We start from the raw sequence: 1,618 nt of genomic DNA, 5'->3' as shown, positions 1-1,618 counted from the left end.
GTGTCGCTGCGCGGTGTCACCGCGGCCTGGGAGCCGCGTCCCGCCCCTCCCGGCCGCCCCGGCGGGCATCCCGGTGGGCCTCCAGGTGGCCACCCCGCTAGTTCTCTCGCCGGCACCGCCGCACATCCGGGACGGGCTCACCCGGGCAGCCGCCCCCGCGGGCAGTCCGGGGCTCCGCACTCCGCCTACCCCAGCTCCGCGCCGATGGTCCCGGCCGCCCCACCCGCGCCGACGACCCCGGTCACCGTGCTCACCGACATCAACCTCGACGTCGCCCCCGGCGAGCACCTGGCCATCGTCGGCCCCTCGGGGGCCGGCAAATCCACCCTCATGGCGCTCATCCGCGGCGACCTGCTGCCCGCCGCCGGACAGGTGCACGTGGGCGGCATTCCGGTGACCGCCGCCACCCAAGACGCCATTCGCGCCGTCAGCGCCGTCGTCACCCAGACCACCTGGCTGTTCACCGGAAGCATTGCCGACAACCTCCGCATCGCGGACCCCGACGCCACCCCGGAGCGCATGTGGGAGGCGCTGGAGGCCGCCAACCTGGCCGACGACGTTCTCGCCATGCCCGAGGGAATCAACACCGACGTCGGCGAACAGGGGGCCCGGCTGTCCGGCGGCCAGGCGCAGCGCCTGTCACTGGCGCGCGCCTTCCTCGCCGACCGGCCGCTGCTGCTTCTCGACGAGCCCACGAGCCAGGTCGACCTCGCCAGCGAGGCCGCGATTATCGACGCGATTAAACGACTGTCCGTCGGCCGCACCGTCATCACCATCTCCCACCGCTCCGGCGCCCTGACCGCGGCCGACCGGGTGGTCACCATCGCGGAAGGTACCGTGCGATGACTTCTCAACCCCGCCCCGCCGCATCCACTACTCGAACCGCCCTGATTGCTTGGCTGCTCGGCGTCACCCGGCCCGTTCTGCCACCGCTGCTCGCCTCCGCCGCCTGCCGCGTGGCCGGCCATCTGCTCGGGGTGGTCCTGTTCGCATTGGTCGCCCACGCCGTCGTCGACACCGCCCTTGCCCTCGCTGACGGCGGCCCCGCGCCCTCTGCCGGGCCGGTGGTGGGTGCCATGATCGTCATGTCGCTGCTCAAGGCGGCCCTGCGGTACGGCGAGCAGTTCCTCGGCCACACCGTCGCCTTCACCTCGCTGGAGCTGCTGCGCGCCGAGCTGTTCCGGGCATTGGCACGGCGTGCCCCGCGGGTCATGACCACCGCCCGCTCCGGCGACCTGCTGGCCCGCTCCACCAAGGACATCGACCGCATTGAGGTGTTCTTCGCCCACACCTTCGCCCCCGCCGTCTCCGCGCTGCTCGTGCCCGCGGCGGTGCTCATTGGCATAGGCGTCTGCGTGTCCTGGCCGGTGGCGGGGGCCGGCGCCATCGCGTTGCTGCTCGCCATCGTCGTGGTGCCGGCGCTCGGCCAGGGTCTGGTCATGTCCGGCTCGCGGCGCGTCATCGCCGCCCGGGCGGCGACCACGCAACACGTCACCGACTCGGTCCAGGGCCTGCCCGAAGTGGTCGGCTACGGGCGCGCGGCCGAGCGGTTGCAGGAGACGGCACAGCTGGATGCGGCGGTGGTGGCCGCCGGGCGACACGCGCTGTGCGCCGGGAC

The 1,618-nt window shown here is 73.4% G+C and carries 2 protein-coding genes; both read left to right on the top strand.

What is annotated here, in order from left to right; translation table 11 throughout:
• A partial coding sequence (locus RWX45_RS05755) for an ABC transporter ATP-binding protein (protein ID WP_316022812.1) occupies window positions 1-846 on the top strand: 846 nt, incomplete at its 5' end.
• A partial coding sequence (locus RWX45_RS05750; protein WP_316022811.1) for an ABC transporter transmembrane domain-containing protein occupies window positions 843-1,618 on the top strand: 776 nt, incomplete at its 3' end. The genes RWX45_RS05755 and RWX45_RS05750, both read left to right, overlap by 4 nt.

The organism is Actinomyces sp. MRS3W, from assembly GCF_032465695.1.
Taxonomy (GTDB): Bacteria; Actinomycetota; Actinomycetes; order Actinomycetales; family Actinomycetaceae; genus Actinomyces.
Note: the sequence above shows the minus strand (reverse complement) of the source record. Positions and strands in the feature narration are given on the sequence as shown.